This is a genomic window from Brevibacillus sp. NRS-1366, from assembly GCF_050467985.1.
Genome location: NZ_JBITPN010000051.1, coordinates 1 through 16113, shown reverse-complemented (window position 1 = coordinate 16113; position 16113 = coordinate 1). Strand labels below are relative to the sequence as shown.

Sequence of the window (16113 nt, the reverse complement as noted above, 5' to 3'; positions counted from 1 at the left end):
CCTAATCATATAGAAAGAAAATAAAGGGGAGAAGGAAAGTGGCAAAGTGGATCCAATCGTTTGAAGAGTATGCGCAAAAGCTGCTTGAAAAGGCGAAGATCACGGGGGCAACTGTGGGACTGGCAGAGAATGGTGAAATGAGCTATTTTCAAGGGTTCGGTCTCACGGATAACACGGATGATGCTCAGCCTGTGACTGCGGATACGGTATTTGGGATCGGATCGGTTACCAAAATGTTTACATGTGTCGCAATCATGCAGCTTCAAGAAGCGGGAAAGCTCTCTGTTCACGATCCAGTGATCAAGTATATTCCGGAGCTGCGTACCCCCAATGAAGCATTTACCCGGGAAATAACGATTCATCATCTGATGACGCACACTGCCGGCTTCCCTGCATTTGACACGTTAATGGGCGCAATGAAAAGAAGTATGGAAAACGATCCAGAAAGCGGTAGCTTCAGCTCTGGTTTAGAGTTTGATTTAGAAAAGATGGAAGCGATTGATACAAAAGACCAGTTTGTCACCTACATTTCTGGACTTGATTACGAGCTGCTTGGTCCTCCAGGCACGCAGTTCAGCTATTCTAACGACAGCTACGCACTGCTTGGAGTCATCATCGAGCGAGTGAGCGAAATTTTGTATGAGCAGTTCGTGAAAGAGAATATTTTGGACCCTGCCGGGATGACACGGAGTGCTTTTCTCCTCGAGGACCTGCCTCAAGACACTCAAGTCGCGACACTGTTTACCCGCAAAAGTGCGGCGGATGGTGGTGAGGTTTACCGATCTCCAGCTTGGTGGGATGCACCGTCTATGCGTGCAGGAGGTAAGTTGAAATCAACCATCCATGATTTGCTACGCTTTACTGAGATTTTCCGCACAGGTGGGTTGGTTGGCGAGAAACGGATTTTGTCTGAAGAGAGCGTGAGTCAGATGACACTCTCTCACACTCCGATGAATCCTCATCAAGGATATGGGTACGGGTTTATGATTGCGAGTGACTGCCATGGTGGAACGCTGATTGAGCATGGGGGAGCTGTAAAAGGTGTCAGTGCCCAATTGTTTTTCATCCCAGAGCGCAATTTGACGGGAGCCGTTCTCATGAATGTCGATGGTGGGCCTGCGGCAGACATCATGCACGGCATCTTGAATGAGACCAACGGAAAGCCTGCTAATACCGCCCCGTTCGTTTATCCTGATTATGAAGTGTCAACAGAGTTGCTTACATCCTTAGTCGGTGCTTATCGCTCCGCGGAAGGGGCGAAAGTAACCGTTGAGATTCAGGAAAATGGTTTGGTTGTGAAAATTATGGGAACAAGCATACCGTTAAGACCTGTCGGAGAAGACAGCTTTGTTTTTAAAAGGGGAGAGAATGATTCGTTTATTCGATTCGTTCGAGATGAGACGGGAGTCAGTATCAGGTTGTTCATTGGAGGACGTCAATTGCTCAAGTCTTCAGTCGTAAAAGAACAGACGACAGTCTAAACGCGAAAACGCGCACCTGCAAGCATGCAATCAGCTTGTAAGGTGTGCGTTTCTTGTTTTACGAGGAAAGGGACGCGCTTGCTTCGGACGCTTTAACGGATGTACGTTTCCAATCGGGATGCTCTTCCATTTTCCGAAAAGGAGGAATCAACAAGAGGCTGAGTCCGATGCAGGTAAAAATAATTCCCCCGGTAAAGAGTAGAAGTCCGGGCGTTGCTATTTTGGCTTCAAGTAAAAAGGAGCAGAGGGCATAGCTAACCGGACCAAACCCGATGGACATGAGGGAAAGCAAAGACATGACGCGTCCAAGCACGTTTGCAGGCACAATGGTCTGGATATACGTAATTAAGGGAATGTTCGTCATTGTAAGTGTCATTCCGATGAGGGACATCGCTATCAAACCAAAAGGAAGCTGCTGCATGAAGAATAGAGAGCTCATACCGACGCCCATGATGCCTAGAAGAACTGGAAGAATGAGGAACCTTCCGCGAAAACCCTTGCATAAACCTGTCAAAATCCCGCCCACAATGGTACCAATGCCAAGCGAAAGGCTCAATGAGCTATACGAGCTGCCGTCCCAGCCGAGGTCCTTGACATGAAGCGGTATGCCCATGTTGATGGGGCCCGAAAACATCATATTGGTAAAGAGGGAAGTCACTAGAATAATACAAAGGATCGGAATAGAAAAAGTATAGCGGATTCCTCCTGTAATGTCTTTCAAATAGGAGGTTTTGGCAGCGGAAGAGGTATGCTCCCTATCACCTGAATCTTTTACACCTGCACGCGGAGGCAAACGGAGTGAGAGGATAAACAAGGTTCCTGCGAAAAAAGCGATCCCTAGTATGAGGAACATGACAGGATACGTAGTCGTTTTGATCAGCAGCGCTGAAACGACAGGACCGCCAACCATGCTGATTTGTTGGGAGATTTCCATCATGCTGTTGGCTGGCGCCAGTTGTTCACGTGAAACGAGAGAGGGCAGAATTGAGCTGCGGGCAGGCCAAAAAAAGGCGTCTACCGTTCCAAAAAGCACAGCCAATACATAAGCGGAGATAGGCAGTAGGCTATTGCCCTCATTCATCAAAAGCAGGCTGAAACCGACGAGAATCAAGCCTCTGGCCAGGATGGAGACAAACATAATCCATTTGCGGTTCCATCTATCCGCGGCAACTCCCCCTGCGAGCATAAAGAGCAGGCGGGGGATGGACATGCAGATCAAGGTCGTGCCCAGCATCGCTTCTGAGCCTGTCACATCCACAATAAACCACGATAGCAGGATAAAAAAAGCTCCATCTGCCATCGCAGAGAGAATCGTTCCACACCAGAGCCTGACAAAGGAACTGTTCCTCCAGAGCGCTTTATTCGCTGCTTGACTTGTCATCTCGACCTGCTCCTTTCTTCTTTTTGACGACCAGCTTACCAGACAGATGTTTGAAATCTGAGGAAATATACTCATAGTTGTCAGGCAGAGATTCATCATTTGCAACATAGTAGCGCTCATTGGTCATAAACCCAACTGTCACCATGTAAAAGTTTTCTTCGGTATCTTCGACTTCCCCAGCAGCAATACGCTTTAAATAGCGTTCTTCCATGTCTCCCAGCTCATCTATAAGCGCCTGATATTTAGCCAGCCATTCGGCGATTTCGTGGCGGGGAGCCTTCACTTCTGAATTCAACGCTATAGCTGGAGGACGGTTCCCAGGCTCAGCAAATTGCATAAACGACTCATCCGGGGCGTTGTATAAACGGCTGATGCTCGAGCGCAAATGATTCAACATCGACTCTTGTAAAAGCATCGTATCTTCGTGCAACGAGGGGAGTAGGTCGTCACTTACTTTAAAATCATAAGCAACGGCTCGATAAAACTTTTGCACGATACCGTTCTTTTCTTCTGTACGGACGACCTCGATGAAGCCGTGGTTTTCCAATTCCTTGAGATGATAATGAACTTTGGACGCGGAGAGGGAGAGGAGCGTGGATAGCTGCTTTCCTGTGTATGCGTCTTTTACCAGTATCGTAATCATTTGCATCCGCAAAGAATCGCTGACTGCTTTTAGTTGATCCAGTGATTCGACAACTAGGTAGCGCTTCAAGTAATCACCCTCATTTCGATTAAGATGAACGTTTTTTTAATTTTAGACGTTCAGTTTTATTTGAACGTATTGTAACAGTAAAACAGTCTGTTTCGCAAGAACAATTTGCCACTATTTTTTGACAAGTGTTACAATACGAGAAAACGGTGAAAGGATGCTTTTCTCATGTCTTTGCTGCAACATCCCGTCTTTCGCCGTTTGTATACGGCTCATATCATTCACATCATCGGGAATGAATTTACGTTTATCGCTGTTGTTGGCCTACTTAATGATTTAAGCGGGTCGGGTTTATCATTTGCGGCGGGCACTGTTTTTCGGATGCTGCCTTATGTTTTAACCAGCTTTTTCTCAGGTGCGCTCGTAGAAAACTGGGATAAACGTCGTGTGATGATTATCGTAAACTTGCTTCGCGGGGTTCTTGTCAGTCTCTTTTTCTTCATTACCTCTGTTACCTACTTATGGGTAGCTTTTTTATTGCTGATTCTGGTCAATATATGCAGTGCGTTTTTTCAGCCCGCGATGCAGGTTGCCATTGTCAGCTCGGTAGAGGAAAAAGATCGTTTAGCTGCCAATTCGCTTTTACAGGGAACAACATCCTTTTTAATTATTGTCTGCCAAGGGGTCGCTGCTATCCTGGTTTATTTGTTCTCCTATCGCTACAATTTTTTACTCGATGCAGCTTGTTATTTAGTCTCCCTATTGATTTTGCTGCGTCTACCCGAGATCGCCAGTGCATCTGTGTCACAGGCAAAAACAAGCTTTACGGAAAGGCTGCAGGAAGGCTTTCGCTATATCAGCAAGCAAAAAGAGATTGGCCGTGTCATCATGTATCAGATGGCAGAGCGGGTATGCGGGGCTTATTACATCATGCTCATGTTTCATGTGCTTTCCGAGCGCAAAGAAGGCTTGTACGTGTTCGGTTTGCTGGATATTCCGCTCGGGCTGGGCGGTGTTTTGGCAGGGCTTGTCGTCAACCGAATTTCCTATCGGCTAGGTGAAAAAGGGGTGTCAGCCGTACAAGGGTGGGCATTGGTGGCAATGGGGTGTTCGATCGTTGCCGTATTCCATATTAAGCCGCTGCTCGGTCTGGCTGTGGCGATTCTTTTTTGCTCGTTTGCTTCATTTGGCTCAACTATTTTGTCCGTTACCAAACTGCAGCGATTGGCGGACCCGGCTTACCTGGCACGAGTTTTTTCCATCAGAGAAATGGCGACCATGGGCAGCTTTTCGGTAAGCTGTCTCATCCTGGGCTATGGAGCAGAGAAGGTAGGAAGTGCTGTTGTTTCCGTATGGCTCGGCGTTTTTGGGGTGATAGCGGGATTCATTTGGTTATGGAGTCGTCGGCAACTGGAAAAAACGGAAGCGAAAGCCTATTAAAGGGAACGAAGAACCTTTTGCTTAATGAGCAAAGGGTTTTTCCTTGTACAGATAGGAATTTATTAAATTCCTATCCAGTATAAGGGCAACCGCGGCTGGCCAAAAGGCATGGCGCAGCCAGGTTTTCTAATTTCCAAAGAAGTTTTTTCATTTAATAAATATAATTATTGAAAAAGTATGGTTGAAAAGTTACAATTAGGGCAAACAAAGGAAAGAAAAGGAAGATAGATGATGAAAGAATTATGGCGCCAGCACTCTTTTCGCTGGTATTGGCTAGGCATGTTCTTATCCGGGCTAGGGGATCAGTTTGGCTGGATGGGCTTGACTTGGTTTATCATGAAAAAAACAGGCTCATCCGTCGCAATGGGAGGAGTCATACTTGCCTACATGCTTCCTGCTGTATTTGCAGGGCTGGTGGCGGGAGTGTTGTTGGATCGGTATGATCGACGAAAACTGATTATGGTGGACAATGTGGCGCGGGGATTTATCTTTATCGCTTTAGTCATCTTGCTCCAGGTAGATCAAGTACCGCTTTTCCTGGTGTATGTGTTGATTGTGATAGCGGGGGTTCTTTCACCGCTTAGTTCAGCGGGTGCCCAGACGCTATTGCCGAGATTGGTGACAGATAAAAAGCACCTCGTCAAGGCAAATGGCGTCATGGAAAGCCAGTGGCAAATTGTTTACATGTTTGGCCCAGCTTTGGCTGGTGTACTCATTAGTTTTATTGGAGAAGCGTACGTTCTCTTGATTGATGCCTTTAGCTTCTTTGTTTGCGCGTTCTGTTTTTCGCGACTGCCCAAAAAATTGACACAAAGTGCAAATCCGGCAGCGGCTATAAGCGGTCACATTGGACCATTTTTGCGCTCGCTGCTCACTGATATGAAGACGGGTTATCGTTATGTATTCGGTCAAAAACAAATGATTGCGCTCATTTTGTTTACCTTCTTGTTTAACATGTCGTATGGGCCGATTGAAGTCGCACTTCCTTTGTATGCGAATCAGGATTTGCAGGGCGGCTCAGTAGCTTTGGGAATGCTCTGGTCGTCTTTGGCAATCGGGGCACTGCTTGGTTCTTTATTCTTTTCAACGATTACCTGGAAAATGCCACTTGGAATAACACTGGCAGGAATCATCGTGGCTTGGGGCGTAACGACATTGCCACTCGCTCTATTTTCACGCCTAGAGGTTGCGATGCTGGCAATGGCGTTGGCAGGCTTTAGCTACTCTCCGTACAACATCTTGTACAAGAGCTATCTGCAAAAGCAGGTGCCTGATGCCCTGCTGGGGCGAGTAATGACAAGCATTCGAACGATTACGGGGACAGGAATGCCTGCAGGTGCCGTCATCTCAGGATTGTTGATTCCTGCATTAGGGGTGCAGGGCCTGTTTGGAGCTGGAGCAGTCGTCTGTATCATTTGCGGGGTCATCGCATTTGGGGTGCTAAGGCAAGTGGAGGATCAGTCTTCACTTGCGGTTGAGGAGCGGGGCGACTAGTGTTTTCAGCCGATACGGCAAAAAGCTGTATAGGCGGGAAAGGGCATGCAGGCGAAAAGGCATGGCTATTTCAGGCCGTTTGTTTTCTACTGCTTTGCAAATGAGAGCAGCTGTCCGCTCGGGGGACAGCAGGTAGCGGCTTACTTTGCTGCGGTACGCTCCTGTTTTGTCAGCCCGATCTAAAAATGGCGTATCAATCGGGCCGGGCAAGGCACAGGTGATGTGAATGCCACTATCGGCTAGCTCATGTCGAAGCCCCTCGCTAAAACGGATAACGGCTGCTTTACTCGCAGCATAAACAGCGGCTTTGGCTGTGGCAACCTGCCCAGCGAGCGATGCGATATTGATAATATGTCCAGTGCCCTCTTGCAGCATCATCGGCAAAAAAGCACGTGTCGTGTACATGACACCGGCGATGTTGGTGAGGAGAGTTTCTTCCAGCTCTTCTAATCGCATATTCACAAGCGATTCAAAAACCGCCATTCCGGCATTGTTATAGAGAAGGTCGCATTTGCCAAAACGTACGTGCACCCATGCAGCAAATTGGCGTACAGCGTCATTGCTCCCTACGTCCAAGGGATGGATATACAGTTTTTCATGCCTGGAAAGCTGGTCAGTCAATGCTTCCAGGGAACTTGGGGTGCGGCTTGTGGCAATGACCAAGTCTCCTTTTTTTAGATGGAGCTCGGTAAGTGCTCGCCCGAGTCCGCCGGAAGCACCAGTGATGACGACGATGCGTGAGGATGACATGGTAGAAACCAACCTCTTTCTAGTGGGATGAAATGACAAATCGAAAGCTGACATGGTCAATTTCCTCGCTGAATTTAAGTATAAGCGTAAGGCTAGTTGTGAAGGATAGCCCCTAGGGGGTGAAATGACATGCCACAAGTAAAGTGCAGTGTTGCAAACTGTGGATACTGGGGAGAAGGTAACAACTGTAACGCTGATATGATCATGGTGGAAATTGACGCGCACGCGAATGCGAAATTCAAGGAAGAGTTTGCCGGTGAATTCGAATACGCAAGTCAGCACCAAGATCAAGCGAATTCCTCATCCCAGACCTGTTGTCACACATTCAAACCGAAAAAATAGGAAAAGAAGTGCCGCCAATAGGCTCAAAAAGACGTATCTGCTAACGATACGTCTTTTTGCAATGACTTGCCCTAAAGGCTTGTCTTTGTGAGGATAAGCTCACTCACTTTTTCTTGGACATCATCCCAAGAAGTTACCCGATGCACGAGTTTTGGAAGTGTACCCTGATTGTAGGGGGTATCGAAGAGAAGGACTGGAATTTGCAGGGCTTCAGATAACTGCAAAGCGTTCTCCAGTCGGTCCTCCATAAACAAGTCTACTTGCCATTTTCGTGCCGCTGCCAGCTTATCGTGACTCCCCACCAGATCGATCTCATGAAAAGGAATGTCAAACCGTGAAAACCAGTTAAGTGTCACATCGCGATGACGCGCATCCCGCGCGCTAATATAGACGAGTCGAAATTGGGAATGCCACTTGCGGAGAATCTGATCGGCATTTCCGTGTACAGGGGATTCATCATACAGGCGGCCACCGTTTTGATCGAGCCAATCGTCAAATTCAGCGTCCGTGATGTTGTACACGTTAGCCAGATTATACTCGTAACAGTCTTCATATCGTAAATCTTTTCCAAAGCTTTCGTTCATCAAAGGGACAATACTGCTTGGTGAAGTCACTGTCCCGTCAATATCAATACCAATGGTTAGGACTTTCTCTGGTTTCATTCTTTCGCCTCCCGATTAAATTGTACACCTTAGGCAGACAATAAGGCTACTTCCTTCATCACAAATCCTTTGGACAAGAAGGGGCTGAGCATACCATGGCGGACCACAAAGAACGTATGAATGCGAAGCGGAAGGAAGATACCGGCTTTTCCGAGACCGTCGATATGCACGATACGGAGTTTGCTGCCGATACGTGGACCCAAGCTGAGTTCGATCGACACGAAGCCCGGACCAAAAAACGTATTGAGTATGACCCGTATACCCAGACAGAGCGCTACCTAGGCGATTCAGAAAGGGAGAGAACCGACTTTTCGGAGCGTCTGGACGGAGTGGTCCTAACAAGGGAGGAGCATGGTGATCCTCCTGCTGTTAGAGATAACGATGTTGAGGCGTCGGCGGAGATCGCCGAACCGATACCAGCACGTCGTTCTTCTCGTGCAGTTGATAATGAGGATGGTCGGGAAAATGGGGCGAGTGGCATCGGAATGACAGGCTTGGGATTATCCATCCTTTCCCTGTTTCTCATGCCGTATCTGGTTGCTCCCATAGGGATGGTGCTTGGTTACCTGGCGTATCGACGAAATTCGCGAGCGCTGGGGACTTGGGCGATGATTATAGGTGCAATCGCCATCTTGGGCGCATTGGTCATCTACCCGTACTACAGAGCCCGGTAAGCGCGAACCCGCAAAAACCTCTCCGGTCGTTGTACCTGGAGAGGTTTTTGCCCTTTTTACGGATTCATTTTCGGTAATAGGGAGAGACAAATGGAGTAATCGCGGCAATCACTGCGTCACGAAAAACATCCGCGCGCCGGACTCGATCATCCGTCAATAGAGCATAGGCGCCACCTCGGTGGTTGCTATGTGTCGTTTGGCTCCATTCGTCAATGATCGTACTTAGCTCTATTTTTTCTTGCTGGATACGCTGTACCGCCAAATTCGGGATCGGAAAGGACAAGCCTTTTCCAAAAAAAAGCTGCTGGCCGTTCCAGGCGGCACAGACGGATATGAGATACCATTGGCGAGTGAAGTGCTCATCGTACATCAGGCCACCTTCCAAGCCAAGACCAATTTGTGCTTCAGGTAGAGCTTCCAGTACGGTTTTTGCTCGATTGATGGCACCGGTAATTGTCTCGTCTTCACTCATAGGCTGATCGGAAATGCCTGATGGAACCGACAGACAGAGGGGATCCACTCCGGTAGCCATTTGAACAGCTGATCGCTTTGCATCATTCATGGTTCCTAGACAAAACCGCAACGAAGAAAAATCCATGCGCCAATCCTCCTTTTCCAACATTAAGACGTAGTATACCACTTTCCCACAAAAGGGTGTGTTGTGATAAGATAGACCTTATACGTAAAGTCAGATATCACAAAGAAAAAGAGGAGTGGACGATGAAATTTACGAAATTGCATGGATTGGGCAACGATTACGTATATGTCAACTGCTTTGAAGAAGACTTGGCTGGCGTAGATCTGCCTGAACTGGCAAGACGAGTAAGCGACCGTCATTTTGGAATTGGCGGAGATGGATTGATCTTGATTTTGCCATCCGAGCGAGCTGATTTTCGCATGCGCGTCTTCAACAACGATGGCAGCGAAGCAAAAAACTGTGGCAACGGTTTGCGCTGTGTGAGCAAATACGTATATGACCATGGGTTGACGGGGAAATCTACCTTCACTGTAGAGACACTGGGAGGGATCATGACACCTGTCGTTTCTCTCGGAGAGAACGGAAAGGTAGAACAGGTGACGATCGACATGGGTGAGCCACACTTCGAACGTGCGGCTATTCCGATGACAGGGATTCCTGAAGAACAGGCCCGGGAAGAAATAATTGAGGTTGATGGCAAAGTTTTTACGATGACAGCCGTTTCCATGGGCAATCCGCACGCGATTATTTTCGTTGACGAAGTACGTGACGAGGACGTAGTCTCGTTCGGACCGAAAATCGAATTTCATGAATGGTTCCCAGAACGCACTAATGTCGAATTTATCCAAATATTAAATCGTAAGGAAATTCTCTTCCGTGTATGGGAGCGCGGATCCGGAGTAACACTTGCATGTGGCACGGGAGCATGTGCTGCAGCGGTTGCTGCTTGCCTCAGCGGCAAGACGGACCGGGAAGTAACCGTCCATCTAGCTGGAGGAGACTTGATCATCCATTGGGCGGAAAACGACAATCGGGTCTTCATGACTGGTCCGGCCACAGAGGTGTTCTCAGGCAATTACCAGGGACCGATTCCTTATAAATAAAAAGAAAAAACCGTTTCGGTCAATTGCGACTGGAACGGTTTTTTAAGATTTTATTCAGCGATTATTTTTTGCCTGCAGCGATTTTAATTGCTTCCTGATGGTCTGGGTCAAACAGGTTATCTTTGTGGCGCAAGCTATTTGCGAAATGGATGTCAAAGTGTCCATTGAAATTGTTATCAGTAACGTACTCGATACTATGGGGCATCGAGGTCATCGACGCGGCTATTCGTCTGCCATCTACTTCAACGATAACCGGTCGTACGCTCCAGGAAAAAGTACCTCCCCAAATGCTTTTAATGATCGCGGTATCTGCCGAGGTTAGCGGTTCCGTATCGGAATGGGAAGCACCAATTGTCCGCTTTACAAGAAAGCTTTTTTTCGTTTGGAAGTCAGTAACCTTGGCGACGGCGTTTATCGGAAACAAATACTGACCTGCTTTAAACCAATCGAGGTATTCGCCGAATTGAGGGCCTGCTACTGCTGTCTTAGGGATGTGATGTACAGGAATCTGTACGGCTTGTCCAATTTGTAGGGTAGCCGTTTCGGATAGTCCGTTTACTTGCAGGAACTCTGACATGGGAATGCCATGGGCAAGGGAAATTGTCCAGGGAGTATCTCCTTTAGCGATTTGGTAGCGAACGTTTTCCACCCAAGGCTTGTCCGTTCCAGAGGACTGCTTTGCTAGTTCGGCTTGCTCTGTTGCTGCTGTTGTCGGGATGAGCAGCTTTTGACCAATGAAGAGGTCGGTTGTCTGTAGATTATTGGCATTCACAATAGTCTGAATGGTTACTTCGTGGTTGTCTGCGATCCTCCACAAGACATCGCCAGATTTCACTGTGTAAGTATCTGAGCGGGGAGGTATGTATAAAGTTTGCCCTACTAGAATCATGTCAGATGTCAGGTGATTAGCGAGCTTTAGCTGTTCAACAGTAATTTGATTCCGATAAGCGATATTCCCCAATGTGTCCCCCGGCGCTACCGAAACAGATTGTGCCCAGACAGATGTGGCAGGGAGCAAGGTAGCGATCAGTGTAGCTTGTGCAGCTAGACGTTTCCATCGTGTTGTTTTGAACATGAAAGCCTCCTCGATGCCGTAGCGAGATGTTTTTGACTGTTACAGTATCATTGTAAGCAGTCAAAGCACTGGCTTTCATTGGGTAAATCCTCCCTCTATTGGGCGGTATTTCCATACTGTGAGGATAGACTCGCAGTGGGAGAGCTCGGTTTATAACTATAGTAGGAGAATGGGTAGTGGAAAAAGGGTGTATAGACATAAAAATAGCGTGGTCGCGGCAAATTATTTCTTGCCACTACCCACGCTATCGAAAAGAAAATAAGCGAAAAGTCACCCGTTGTACACCTCATTTAGATATGCGACGTCCGTGCGGTCCGTGCTTTTGTTCATTTTGGCCAATTCGTCCTGCAGGCGTTTCAATTCTGCTTCCATCTTTCTGATTTTTTCTTGCATAGCTTGTGTTGTCATCGTTGTTCTCTCCTCGTTGTTTTTATCTAAATTTATTGACTATTCTAACGAATGGAATCAAGGAAGTAAATAGCCTATATGTGGTTGTAAGCGTTTTAGCTGTGAATACTCTGTGAACGATCGTTCGGATTTGGTCAAATTTGGCTGTTGCCTCCTGTAAAGTCGGGAAAAATAAGCTTGTGGAGTGCTTTGCACTGTATGAATAGGGAATAGTCATGTTATGATGTGAAGCGTAGACTTAGGGCAGCTTGCCCCAAGGAAGGTGTGGACTGGTGATTTACTTGGATAACAGTGCTACAACCCGACCGCATCCTCAAGTGATTGAGACAGTGAGACGGGCAATGGAAAACTACTATGGCAATCCATCCTCTTTGCATCATAAAGGCGTCGAAGCGGAAAATGTGCTGAAGCAGGCTCGAAAGATTGCCGCCGAGTATCTGGGATGCAAAGAGGGGGAAGTTATTTTTACCTCGGGTGGTACGGAGAGCAATAATACAGCGATTAAAGGTATTGCCTTTCAATATCAGAACAGAGGGAAGCATATTATTACGACCCAAGTGGAGCATCCGGCGGTGTACGATGTCTGTAAGCAACTGGAGAGCTTGGGATTTATGGTGACATATCTTCCTGTAGATCGCGATGGTCGAGTATCTGTAGAGGACGTCAAGTGTGCGATGCGCCCTGATACGATTCTAGTTTCTGTCATGCATGTGAACAATGAACTGGGGACCATTCAACCGATTGTAGAAATTGGCCAGTGGTTGAAACAATATCCCAAGGTTCTTTTTCATGTTGACGCGGTACAGGCGATCGGCAAAGTACCAATTCGGATCAAAGATTCAGGTATCGATTTGTTAAGCGTTTCCGCCCACAAATTTTACGGTCCTCGTGGAATCGGCATTTTGTATAAACGAGAGGGTTTGATCATTCATCCGCTGCTGATGGGTGGCGGACAAGAAGGCGGCGTGCGATCCGGCACAGAAAACCTCCCGTCGATTGCAGGAATGGCAAAGGCTTTTCGGATTTTAGAGGAGTTGGGCAGTGTAGAGGGCATCCGGCTGCAAGGCTTGAAACAGCAATTGCGTGACGGGATTGCACGCATCGACGGTTGTCTGGTGAACACTCCAGAAACAGGAGCCGCCCCCCATATAATGAATTTGTCTGTACCGGGAGTGAAGGCGGAGGTTCTGCTGCATGCTTTGGAGGAGAGAGGCTTTTTGATCTCTACCAAATCTGCTTGTTCGTCCAAAGCAAATGAGCCTAGTCGCGTACTTACTGCCATAGGCATTCAAAGGGATTGTGCATTGTCGTCCCTGCGTATCAGCTTGGGGAGAGAAAATACTGCGGAAGATATTAAGCAGTTTCTAGCGGCGCTACAGGATTGCGTCATCCAGTTACGTTCTTATATGAAGTAATGTCAAAGTGCCTTTTCAAAAAAGCATTTCTATATAAAGGAGATAAGCATGAACTACGATGTTATATTAATTCGCTACGGAGAACTTGCCTTAAAAGGAAAGAACCGTGATCAGTTTGAAGATGCTCTGGTGAGAAGTGTAAAAAGCGTGCTGCGTTCCTTTTTCAAAGTCAAGGTACGCCGCAATTATGGCAGAATGTATGTAGAGCTTCACGGTGAAGATGCCTACGCGGTCATGGAGCGTTTGAAGCGCGTTTTTGGCATATCATCTTTTAGCCCGACGATCCAGGTGGATCCAGATATTGAAACGATCAAGGAAAAAGCGCTTGAAATGATTCGTCAGCTGAGTCCGCAGCCGCGCACATTCCGTGTGGTATCACGTCGTGCTGACAAGCGCTACCCGATTGGTTCCATGGAAGTCAACCGCATGGTCGGTACCCATATTTTGCGCGCGCTTCCAGCCATCAGTGTAGATGTGCATGAGCCAGAAGCGATCGTGAACATCGAAATCCGGACAGAAGGAACTTACATTAGTTGCGAAACCATTCCTGGTCCTGGTGGCTTGCCTGTAGGTGTAAGTGGCAAAGTGCTGCTGTTGTTGTCCGGGGGAATCGACAGTCCGGTCGCTGGATGGATGATGTTGAAACGGGGCGTAACGCTCGAAGCGATTCACTTCCATAGCTATCCATTTACAAGTGAACGGGCTCTGCAAAAAGTACGTGATCTCGCGCAAAAGCTGACGAAGTGGGGCGGCACCGTTCGTCTTCACGTCGTACCTTTTACGGAGATCCAGACAGCTATTCGTGAAAAGTGCCCAGAAGATTATCTCATTACGATCATGCGTCGATTTATGATGCGTGTGTCGGAGAGAGTAGCGGCAAATACCAAAGCAAAAGCACTCGCTACCGGCGAAAGTCTGGGGCAAGTAGCCTCTCAGACGCTGGAGAGCATGGATACCATTAATAAAGTCATTTCAATCCCGATCTTGCGTCCTCTCGTCGGTATGGACAAGATTGATATCACAGATCTCTCCCGCAAAATTGATACGTATGAGCTGTCTATTTTGCCGTATGAAGACTGCTGCACCGTATTTACACCTAAGAATCCGGTTACGCGGCCAAAGCCATACCTTGCTGCCCGCTTTGAGGAGGCTTTGGATGTCGAATCTCTCGTTGAAGATGCGGTTGCTCGTACAGTAATAGAAGAAATTACAACCAAGCCAAAGGAAACAACAACGGATCTATTCTAATTAAGAAGCTGCTGGAAAAAGAGGAGTACGGGGGAGAGGACGTCATGATAATCCGTTATGAGCGCAACGGTAAGGTGAAGCATGGATGGATGGTGGAAGCGGATCACAAGGTGCGTGTGATTGAAGGGGACATTTATAAGATTCAAACGGCAAAACCAATCATGACTGGACTCGAGCTGTCATTGGATGAGATCACGTTAAAAGCCCCGAGCGAACCTGGCAAAGTGGTTTGCATCGGTGTAAACTATCGAGATCATGCTTCTGAGATGACGATAGAATTGCCGCAAGAACCACTGATGTTTTTGAAGCCATCCACAACTGTCGTAGGTCCGGGTGAACCGATTGTCTACCCGAAACTGACGGAGAACCTTCATTATGAAGGGGAACTGGCGGTTGTGATTAAAAAAGAGGCGAAAAAGATTAAAGCACAAGAGGCGGATGATTACATCCTTGGATTTACGTGCGCAATAGATGTGACTGCACGGGATTTGCAAATGAAGGACGGGCAATGGACACGTGCCAAAGGATTCGACACATTTTGCCCGCTTGGCCCTGCGATCGCTGCCAAACTGGATTATCAAAACTTGCGTATCGTGACGCGCGTGAATGGGGAAGTGCGTCAGGATTCAAATACGAGCCAAATGGTTTTCTCGATTCCGCAATTACTTGAGTCTGTTTCTGCCGTAATGACCTTGCGACCGGGGGACGTCATCCTTACGGGGACTCCATCCGGTGTTGGAGAGCTCAAACCAGGCGATGAGATCTCAGTAAGCATTGAAGGTATTGGAACACTGAGCACGCATGTGGTTGCTGAAGAATAGTCTTCGCTTGCTTGCTGGCATAAGCCAAGCCCCCTCTGGATAGTTGTAGAGGGGGCTTGGTACGTTATGATCCGATTATTCTTCTTCGTTTGGATCGTCGTGAACCGGATGAGCGGAAGGATCTTGACGGGGCAAATCTTGATGCATGAGTCGGGTTTCGTATGTGAAGCGGGTTGTTGTGGAGTGTTGACCAGGTTCCCAGCCTGTGGCCTTACCCAGCTTGACCTCATTCGTTGAAGCTCCATAGGGGCCTTCAGGAAATTCTTCTTGCAGAATTTCGTTTCGCTGTGATTCTACAGTGGATAGTTCACTGTAATGGTCATTTTCATACTCTTCATAGGTTGGTTTGGGATCCACCTGGACACCGCCTTTACTGTTGATCAGTTGAAGGAATACAGTTTCAGGGATAGTTTGAAATAAATAGACCGCTCCTATTCGTTTTTGTATTGACTTATCTCATTTATTTTATTAAATTTAAATTCTGCCTTGATTATTCATTTCTATTGAAAAAAACTTATTCAAGAATGCTAAAAAACATCTTGACTCTTCAGGCTGGTTTTTGTTATATTAGATCTTGTCGCCGCTGAGCGATAATAATTAGTCAAAAAAACCTCTTGCAAAACAAAATGCAATATGCTAAGATAAAGAGGTCGCCTTTTGGGCGAATTGGAAAAATGTTCTTTGAAAACTGA

Annotated in this window: 17 protein-coding genes; 9 read left to right on the top strand and 8 right to left on the bottom strand. The window is 47.3% G+C overall.

What is annotated here, in order from left to right; translation table 11 throughout:
* Positions 1-38: 38 nt before the first annotated feature.
* Positions 39-1481, top strand: a complete 1443-nt coding sequence (locus ACIFQN_RS29270) for a serine hydrolase (protein ID WP_429836570.1) — start codon at positions 39-41, stop codon at positions 1479-1481.
* A gap of 58 nt (positions 1482-1539) precedes the next feature.
* Here the strand turns inward: ACIFQN_RS29270 and ACIFQN_RS29265 are convergent, their stop codons facing one another.
* Together ACIFQN_RS29265 and ACIFQN_RS29260 are read right to left on the bottom strand one after the other, a co-directional pair.
* A complete protein-coding gene (locus tag ACIFQN_RS29265) occupies positions 1540-2862 on the bottom strand; it encodes an MFS transporter (RefSeq protein WP_429836569.1) in 1323 nt (440 codons plus the stop codon).
* Positions 2840-3574, bottom strand: a complete 735-nt coding sequence (locus tag ACIFQN_RS29260; RefSeq protein WP_429836568.1) for an ArsR/SmtB family transcription factor — start codon at positions 3572-3574, stop codon at positions 2840-2842. The genes ACIFQN_RS29265 and ACIFQN_RS29260 overlap by 23 nt, the downstream gene beginning before the upstream one ends.
* 165 nt (positions 3575-3739) lie before the next feature.
* Between ACIFQN_RS29260 and ACIFQN_RS29255 the strand changes: the two genes are divergently transcribed.
* Both ACIFQN_RS29255 and ACIFQN_RS29250 read left to right on the top strand, forming a co-directional pair.
* Positions 3740-4951 (top strand): MFS transporter, encoded by a 1212-nt coding sequence (locus ACIFQN_RS29255; protein ID WP_429836567.1) that lies wholly within the window; start codon positions 3740-3742, stop codon positions 4949-4951.
* Positions 4952-5179: 228 nt separating this feature from the next.
* Complete coding sequence (locus ACIFQN_RS29250; protein ID WP_429836566.1) at positions 5180-6445, top strand: MFS transporter; 1266 nt, start codon at positions 5180-5182, stop codon at positions 6443-6445.
* Here the strand turns inward: ACIFQN_RS29250 and ACIFQN_RS29245 are convergent.
* Positions 6416-7195 (bottom strand): SDR family NAD(P)-dependent oxidoreductase, encoded by a 780-nt coding sequence (locus ACIFQN_RS29245; protein WP_429836565.1) that lies wholly within the window; start codon positions 7193-7195, stop codon positions 6416-6418. The two genes, ACIFQN_RS29250 and ACIFQN_RS29245, sit on opposite strands and share 30 nt — an antisense overlap.
* Before the next feature lie 129 nt (positions 7196-7324).
* Here ACIFQN_RS29245 and ACIFQN_RS29240 point away from each other — a divergent pair, with 129 nt between their 5' ends.
* The gene (locus ACIFQN_RS29240) at positions 7325-7537 is read left to right on the top strand and encodes a DUF1540 domain-containing protein (RefSeq protein ID WP_429836564.1); all 213 of its coding nucleotides are present in this window, start codon (positions 7325-7327) and stop codon (positions 7535-7537) included.
* Positions 7538-7608: 71 nt separating this feature from the next.
* On the opposite strand, the gene ACIFQN_RS29235 is transcribed toward ACIFQN_RS29240, so the two are convergent.
* Positions 7609-8199: a hypothetical protein gene (locus ACIFQN_RS29235; RefSeq protein WP_429836563.1), complete on the bottom strand. Its 591-nt coding sequence runs from the start codon at positions 8197-8199 to the stop codon at positions 7609-7611.
* A gap of 95 nt (positions 8200-8294) precedes the next feature.
* Here ACIFQN_RS29235 and ACIFQN_RS29230 point away from each other — a divergent pair, with 95 nt between their 5' ends.
* Entirely contained in the window at positions 8295-8873 is a 579-nt protein-coding gene (locus ACIFQN_RS29230; RefSeq protein ID WP_429836562.1) for a DUF456 domain-containing protein, read from the top strand.
* Positions 8874-8937: 64 nt separating this feature from the next.
* On the opposite strand, the gene ACIFQN_RS29225 is transcribed toward ACIFQN_RS29230, so the two are convergent.
* The gene (locus ACIFQN_RS29225; RefSeq protein WP_429836561.1) at positions 8938-9471 is read right to left on the bottom strand and encodes a DUF84 family protein; all 534 of its coding nucleotides are present in this window, start codon (positions 9469-9471) and stop codon (positions 8938-8940) included.
* 122 nt (positions 9472-9593) lie between these two features.
* Here ACIFQN_RS29225 and dapF point away from each other — a divergent pair, with 122 nt between their 5' ends.
* Positions 9594-10454, top strand: a complete 861-nt coding sequence (dapF, locus tag ACIFQN_RS29220; RefSeq protein ID WP_429836560.1) for a diaminopimelate epimerase — start codon at positions 9594-9596, stop codon at positions 10452-10454.
* 61 nt (positions 10455-10515) lie between these two features.
* Here dapF and ACIFQN_RS29215 read toward each other — a convergent pair whose 3' ends face one another.
* Together ACIFQN_RS29215 and ACIFQN_RS29210 are read right to left on the bottom strand one after the other, a co-directional pair.
* Positions 10516-11529 (bottom strand): LysM peptidoglycan-binding domain-containing protein, encoded by a 1014-nt coding sequence (locus ACIFQN_RS29215; RefSeq protein ID WP_429836559.1) that lies wholly within the window; start codon positions 11527-11529, stop codon positions 10516-10518.
* A 270-nt stretch (positions 11530-11799) separates the two neighbouring features.
* Complete coding sequence (locus tag ACIFQN_RS29210) at positions 11800-11937, bottom strand: hypothetical protein (RefSeq protein WP_164684945.1); 138 nt, start codon at positions 11935-11937, stop codon at positions 11800-11802.
* Between the two features lie 272 nt (positions 11938-12209).
* On the opposite strand from ACIFQN_RS29210, the gene ACIFQN_RS29205 reads away from it, so the two are divergent.
* Genes ACIFQN_RS29205 through ACIFQN_RS29195 form a run of 3 tightly spaced genes read left to right on the top strand, consistent with a single transcriptional unit; the run spans position 12210 to position 15421 of the window.
* Positions 12210-13352, top strand: coding sequence for a cysteine desulfurase family protein (locus tag ACIFQN_RS29205; RefSeq protein ID WP_429836558.1), 1143 nt, complete (start codon positions 12210-12212; stop codon positions 13350-13352).
* A 48-nt stretch (positions 13353-13400) separates the two neighbouring features.
* Positions 13401-14600, top strand: a complete 1200-nt coding sequence (thiI, locus tag ACIFQN_RS29200; protein ID WP_429836557.1) for a tRNA uracil 4-sulfurtransferase ThiI — start codon at positions 13401-13403, stop codon at positions 14598-14600.
* Positions 14601-14644: 44 nt separating this feature from the next.
* Positions 14645-15421 (top strand): fumarylacetoacetate hydrolase family protein, encoded by a 777-nt coding sequence (locus ACIFQN_RS29195; RefSeq protein ID WP_429836556.1) that lies wholly within the window; start codon positions 14645-14647, stop codon positions 15419-15421.
* A 75-nt stretch (positions 15422-15496) separates the two neighbouring features.
* Here the strand turns inward: ACIFQN_RS29195 and ACIFQN_RS29190 are convergent, their stop codons facing one another.
* Positions 15497-15778: a hypothetical protein gene (locus ACIFQN_RS29190; protein WP_429836555.1), complete on the bottom strand. Its 282-nt coding sequence runs from the start codon at positions 15776-15778 to the stop codon at positions 15497-15499.
* Positions 15779-16113: the final 335 nt, after the last annotated feature.